General features: G+C 58.4%; 5 protein-coding genes and 1 pseudogene. All 6 read right to left on the reverse strand.

Translation table 11 applies throughout. The features are described from left to right. Positions 1–90 precede the first annotated feature (90 nt). On the reverse strand, positions 91–1,938 hold the full coding sequence (locus tag LL962_RS21000; RefSeq protein WP_343237491.1) for a VENN motif pre-toxin domain-containing protein: 1,848 nt from the start codon (positions 1,936–1,938) through the stop codon (positions 91–93). A gap of 33 nt (positions 1,939–1,971) precedes the next feature. Then, positions 1,972–4,653: a hemagglutinin repeat-containing protein gene (locus LL962_RS20530; protein WP_441004889.1), complete on the reverse strand. Its 2,682-nt coding sequence runs from the start codon at positions 4,651–4,653 to the stop codon at positions 1,972–1,974. Positions 4,654–4,753: 100 nt separating this feature from the next. Continuing rightward, positions 4,754–4,993: pseudogene (locus LL962_RS21075) on the reverse strand (hypothetical protein); the annotation flags it as partial. 66 nt (positions 4,994–5,059) lie between these two features. Further along, positions 5,060–5,245 (reverse strand): hypothetical protein, encoded by a 186-nt coding sequence (locus tag LL962_RS21010; protein WP_343237493.1) that lies wholly within the window; start codon positions 5,243–5,245, stop codon positions 5,060–5,062. 74 nt (positions 5,246–5,319) lie between these two features. Continuing rightward, positions 5,320–5,781: a hypothetical protein gene (locus LL962_RS20535; RefSeq protein WP_228318245.1), complete on the reverse strand. Its 462-nt coding sequence runs from the start codon at positions 5,779–5,781 to the stop codon at positions 5,320–5,322. Next, positions 5,774–6,733: cytidine deaminase-like fold-containing protein (locus LL962_RS20540; protein WP_228318246.1), on the reverse strand; the 960-nt coding region annotated here is incomplete at its 5' end. The genes LL962_RS20540 and LL962_RS20535, both read right to left, overlap by 8 nt.

A 6,733-nucleotide genomic window follows, 5' to 3' on the forward strand; every position in this document is an offset into this window, starting at 1 on the left:
AATGCCTGCTGCGGGGAAGGTGTGCCTGTAATTCAGGCAATACCCCGCAAACGCGCCGAAAACGGCAAAAAATCGGGGATTTGAGCGCTCTTAGCGCGGTGGATGTGGCTTGCTTCGTTCTCCGGCCGCGTTGATCAGACCATCCTTAGGAGTCAAGCCACTAGTGGCATCATCCAGCATACCATACACATACCTATGGTAATCGTCAGGGTGGGGTCCTCTATGACCTGGAACCGCGACCAGGTTTTCTTTTGCCCGTTTTATATCGAGACCGGAGCCATCAAAGAACCGTTGAAACTGCGGAGTCCAAGCTTCCCTGCCGTTCGTATCAGAATTGCATTTATCGGTACAAATATGATGGATGGGGATCGTATCGTAGTTGGTCGGCGCCCTTACACTTACTCTCCCGCCTTCCAGGGTGACATATCCGCCATTGTTATCCCGAAAAATTGGTTTTCCGTCATCTGTGTATCGACCAGTTGAGTTGTATATACCACCACGCGGCCCAGTAACTGTGGCAGTGCCATCAGCGTTCTTCGAAGCCGTGTAGCCGCTAGGCACATTAAAATTTGGCGAAGGAAGTGCCAGCGGCCTACTTGATGAGAACGCAGGCTGTTCGATTGGCTGATTAGGCGGCACCTCAGTGCCCCTGCTGGCCGTTGGATTTTTAGGATTGGTTATCGTGGCATTCGGCGGTGCCTCTTCCACAGAACGAGGCACTGGCTCACGCGGCACCCCATAACCGTTGCTAGCCACCGGATTTTTAGGAGGAATTACCAGTGTATTCGGCGACACTTCTTGCACATAACGAGGTACTGGCGCACGAGGCACCCCGAGCCCTCCGGTACCTGGCAGCAGGCTGGTCTTGGGTGAAACTATCAAGCCAACAATCTGCGTAGCTCCAGCAATAGTATTTGCGACATTGCGCCGATTTTCCTCACTCATTCCCGCCGCAGTTGCACCAAGATACCCAATGCTCGCAAGTGCGCTTGAGCTCAATGAATCATGGAGGGCGAAGAAGCCCCTCAGCTGCATCGAGGATGGGAGCAGATCTTCAGTGCGAGTGACTTCAAGCCCTGACTTGATGAGCGCGTCAACGTAGATCTTGTCATTCGCTGTCTTGTCGCGGCCGAACAAGCGCTCCATGAAGGTGAAATTCGTACTTGCATATGCGCGCTGATCGACGCTCAATCCCGCATACGGAAAGCCGTAAACTTGATCTGGCCCGATGCCTTGCAGATTGTTCAGATCGAAGCTTCCGTTCTGATCGATGTAGCGCTGGTAGTAAGTAGCGAGACCAGCTTTCTGGACCTCAGTGAGAGTCTCTCCAGCCAGTACTTTCTTTAGAAGACCGGCGCTCATCTGATCACCGGCATCAAGCAGGACCAGCTCCAAAGATTCCTGTGGATTCAGTCCAAACTGTGCTTCAGCTTTCTGACGAAGCTCTTTCAATCTCGCATGATCATCCTTGCCGAGGAAATTGTTCTCAACCGCGTTCTTCGTAATATCTGCGGTCGTCGCAGCATCCGCCAGACTCCCGCCCGTCATCCCACCCGCAATGGCACCAACGGCCTGCGACAACGAGACGATCAGCTGCTTGTCCGCATCCGGCAACCGGTTCGGATCGAACTTGCCATCCGGGCCGTAGGCTTGCGGGTCGTCGCCGTACAGGGTCTTGGTCAGGTACTGCGCCGCCAGCTCGCCACCTGCGCCCGCAAGCGCGCCACCGGTCATGGATGTGCCGTTGACTTGCGCCAGCACCGCGCCGAGCACTGCATGCGATAGCCCTTGCAGCACGGCGTTCGGGTTGCTGCCGTGGTTCTGGTCGAAGGTCTTGCCGACCAGCTGCGCGGCGTAAGGTGCCAGTGCATTCCCGGCAACTTGGCTCGCCCCCTGGCCGGCGACGCTGCCGACCAGGACCGTAGTGACCGCCTGCAACGCCCGGCTGTAGTCGCCGCCCGTGCCCCATTGCTACTTTGACTCGTAAGCCGCACGGTAGTCCGGGACCTTCTGCAGCAGTTCGCTTTCCCGCTGGGCAGGCGTCAAGGCCGCGAAACGATTCCTGTCATCGTCGGTCTTGAGGTCGTTCCTGTACTGGTCTTCGATGGCGCGCGCTTTGTTCTCGGCCGATGCGGCAATGTCCTGGCCGATCTGCCTGCCCGTTGCGATGACCGTGCTGGCCGCCGCCGCCATTGCCTGCTGTTCGCCCAGGATCTTGCGTACGTCCGGCAAGGTCGCCACAGCCTCATGCGCCGCAGTTGCATCGGTGTTGATGCCGGTGGCCGCAGCCGTGGTGGTCTTGCCGCCGATCTTGATGTTGCCCTCGGTCAAGGTGGCACGGGTGTAGGTGGTGTCGCTGCCGCTCTCACTCATCGGCACGCCCGGCATGAAGCTGCCGGTGTTGGCCTTGCCGTAGTCGCCGTTGGCGATGGTGTTGCCGATGTCGCGGGATTGCTCGCCCGCGCTCTTCTGCACCGGGTTGCCGTTGGCATCGGTTTGGTTGCCGGTACTTCCGAAGCCGCCGCTGATGCTGCCCGAAGAGGCGCTGTAGTCCATCCGGTTTTTCAGATCGGTAAACGTCAGCGCATCGGCCGTCAGCTCGCTGGCAGCTGCATTCGTGCTGGCAATGGCGCCGCCGATCAGGTTTACGTTGCCGGCAGTGACGTGGTAACCGCCATTGCCCGCAAACAGGCCCGACTGCTCGACCACACCGAGATAGTTGCCGTTGGCCTTGGCCGCACTGGCGTAGCCGCTGACATCCCAGGCGCTGCCGAACGACACCTGCACGCGACCACCAACGCTGCTTTCCTTCGATTGGATGTCCAGCTTGTCCTGCAGCGATTCGATGGTCAGATCACCGCCGGTCTGCACGTCGATCCGGTCAGCCTTCGCAACTGCACCACGAAGCGTGGTGTCGCCTTCCGAGGTGAGTGCGATGTTCTGGCCAGCCAGTTGTGTGTTTTGCCAGGTGCTGCCATCCACGTTGGACTTGTGGCTGCCGACGCTGGCCTGCACATACGCATACACGCCGGTCTGCGCGCCGACCGAGGCGCCGACGCCGACCTCGAAGCCCGCATTGCTGCCCTTGCTCTGCTCGGTGTTGCTGGAGCTGCCCGCTTCCAGCACCAGATCGCGTGCCGAGTCCAGGCGCAGCGTATCGCCGGCCTTGAGGTTGCCCTGCACGATGCGCAGGTCGCCTTCGGTGGTCTTCAGGCTGACATTGCCGCCACCGGTGATGGTGGAGCCTTGCGAGAGTTGGCTGCTGCTGTTGAAGCTGCTCTCGTTGGTGGCGAAACCCACGCCTGCTTCGACGCTGAGCAGCGAGCCACTCTGAACCGCCCGTGCCGTCTGGTAGGCATTCGCGGCGGCAGCCATGTTTTGCATCGCGCCCAACCGCCCATCGGACTTACGTGCATCGTCCACGTTGTTGATCAGATCGATCAGCGGGGATTTGATGCGTGCGAAGGCGCCAATTTTGAGATCGTCGTCCTGCTGTGAGGCCGAGCTGCTTGTATTGGCGATCAGCAGCTGGATCGAGGCGGCGGTGATGTCGACATCTTTCGCTGCGACCACATTGCTGGCCGACTGCGTGTACGTGCCACCTGCGCTCAGGCTGACATTGCCGCCCAGGCTGCCGACGTTGCTGGCCACCTGCGTGACCTGTGCGTTGTCGTCGGTGTGATTCTTCTTGTTGTAGCCGGCAAAACGCTCGGTGTCGGAGATGACGACCGTGCCGATGCCCTTGCTGGTGGACTGGTTGGTATTGCCCAGGATGTCCTGGCCGCTCTGGATGGTCAGGTCGCCGGCCGCGCGCATGCTTACATTGCCTTGGGCTGCGATGTTGCTTGCGGTCAGGGAGATGTCGCCCTGCGTGGTGGTCAGGCTGGCATTGCCGCCCACCGACAACTGGGTGCCGGTGATGGTGTCGGTCTGGCCGTTGCCGGTGCCCTGCTGGTTGTAGTTACCGTACGGCAAGCCTGCCGCATTGTTGAAACCCCAGCCCTTGCCGGTGCTGGCATTGCCGCTGGACTGGGTGTTGTGCGCAACGTCGAACACGATGTCCTTGCTGGCGAGCAGCAGCGCATTGCCCTCCGCAGACATTTGCGTGCCCTGGCTGGTGATCGAGCCATCGCTGGCGAGCAGGGTCAGGTTGCCGCCGGCGGCGAGCTGGCTGACGCGCGCATCGCTGGTGCTTTCGTTCTGCGCCGCATTGGAGCGATGGCTGCTGGCCTGGATGACGACCGGGGTGATCGCGGCCATGGTGCCGGCGGCTGCGCCTTCGGCATCGCCGCTCATCTTGCTCATGGTCGAGCCGGTGTCGACCATGTTCTTGGTGGTCGAATCGCGGGCGCTGCGGTAGGAGGCGCCCGGATCGTAGGTCACGCCGATCGAGAAGCCGTTCGACTTGCTGGACTGGCTGGCGTCGTTATCCACCGTGTCCTGGCGTGCCAACAGCGCGATGTCCTTGGCGGCCAAGGTCAGGTCCTTGCCGGCACCGAGATCGGAGCCGGCAATGGTCAGCTGGTTGCCCGCGCTGACGACGAGATTGCCTTCCGTCGAGCCGACCGACGAGGCGACTTGGGTAACCGACTCGGTCGTATTCTCGCTGTTGCTGCGCGCATGGCTGTAGCCAATGCTGGCAACGCCCCCCACCGATGCTGCCGGTCAGGCCCGAGCGCTTCTGGCTGAAGCGATGCGTTTCGCTGCTGGTGTCCTGGGCGGATTCGATGATGACGTTGTTGCCTGCGGCCAGGCGCACATCGCCCTCGGCGAGGACGGTCGAGCCGACCACGGCGACATCGTTGCCAGCCGAGATGTTGACCGACTCGCCGCTCAGCGCGGTGCCGATGGCCAGCGTGTCCTGCCACGCATCATGGGTGGTGGTGGTCTTGCTGCTGAACGTGCCCTTCTTCTTCTTGGTCATGTCCTGCACGGCATCGTGCTGCTCGCTGGCGGCGAGCAGGTTGACGTCGTTGCCGGCGGCCAGGGTGATGCCGCCTTCCTTGGTCGCAGCCTATGCGGCGGTCAGGGCAATGTCGTTGCCGGCGGTGAACTTTGTCTAGCGGATGGTCAGGTCGTTGCCGGCCGAGACGATCAGGTCCTTGCCGGTGACGAGCGAGACAGCGTCGCCGCCACGCAACAGGCCGTTGTCGTTGCGCAGCACGCTGGGCATGAGGCTGAGGTTGTTGTCGGCGATCAGCGCCGCGCTGCCACCCACCTGCACGCGAGTGCCGGTCAGTGTCATGTCGACGCCGAGCATCCGCGGCGAACTTTCAAATGGACAGTCGAGCAATCCTTTTATTCAAGTAAAAAGCTCATTCAACGAGTTATAAACGAAAAATCTACATCCCAAGGCGATTTGAAGTTTGACATATCATCCAATCTACCTTTATCAAAAAAAACCTTCATCACCTTCTTTGCCAAATCCAAATCAAACAACCAACCTCTTGGATTCCACCTCTGATCCAGATAATTTACAAAATCAACTCCATTACAATTTTCACCCCCCCACCACTTCAAAATTTCACGCCTTGGATCATTTGAATCAACCCTTAACAGAATTCTATATGCTCCTTTAACCCCCTCCATAATAACTGCCTGAATTTTTTCACCTGAATTATCGACTCCATTGTATTCATGCATGACAAGGGAGGCACGCCCACCGTCTACAAAAACAGATTCAATTCCAGCAGAGATTCTTTCCCATACAGGATCTTCAGTGCAAACAGCACGCATGCCTGGGACGCCAAAGGACAGTATGAATTCATACTTATTATTCACCAGTAGTCCTCTTTAGCTCGACCAGACCGCTACCAATTTTCCGCCTACTCCAAATCCAGGTTTTCCCAGTAGTAGCATCATAGACCGTCAACGCGTTGAGCCCAGACCTCTCGGCGGCAGCCGCCAAGTTGGTAGATTGACTACAATAAGAACATATTTCCTCCCCCCTCACTACCATCGACATCTCCTGCCCTTGCGTCAAGCCCGAATCGTAAGCCCTTTGTATGGTAGCAATTTCCGCATGAGCATTGCTCATATTCGAGTTAGGAGCACCCGGCGGAATCAGGTCGGCAATCAACGTAGACTTCGAACTGTCGGCCATTGCTGCTGGACGTGCCATCTGATTCGTGTCTATGATCTTCTTACCTGCCACACTCGCCTCAGCTGTGACTTTGACGGTCTCCCGGCCTGGCTCAAGTATCCGTCCAATCAAAGGGTCGTGAGCCTCTCTTTTCATCAAATCCTTTAAAAGGTTGGCAGCAGCTGCAGCATCTGCTTTTCCATCAGCTTTAAGCGGAATAAGTCTTCTATACGCTAGTACAAGATCATCTACCGTGAATCCAGGGCTAGCCAATAAATCATCAAATTTCTGCGCAATAGCTGAGCCAACCGCCCCCCCTCCAAAAACAGCAAGGGAGTGTCCACCGGTCCACTCCGTTGCGATTGCGTCAAGCGCACTAACTGCTAGTCGCCCGCAGGCAACAAGGTTGAGCGCGCATGCTCCGCCACCCGCCGCTGCGAGGCCGATCGCGGCCCCTGTAGCTGGAACAGCGAGGGTAAGGCGACCGTCTCTGCCAATACCCTTTCCAGCATAAGTCAGCAGCTCGGGCTGGTACATCAGCTGCAGCTCGTCTTTTTTCAAGCCTGCAGTGCCTAGCGCATTGAAGACATCCCTGAAGTTCTCAGGGGTGCCTGCCAACTTGTTGCCATAGAGGTGAAAATTGTCTCGATC

The sequence above is a fragment of the Xanthomonas sp. NCPPB 1067 genome, from assembly GCF_020783795.1.
Taxonomy (GTDB): Bacteria; Pseudomonadota; Gammaproteobacteria; order Xanthomonadales; family Xanthomonadaceae; genus Xanthomonas; species Xanthomonas melonis.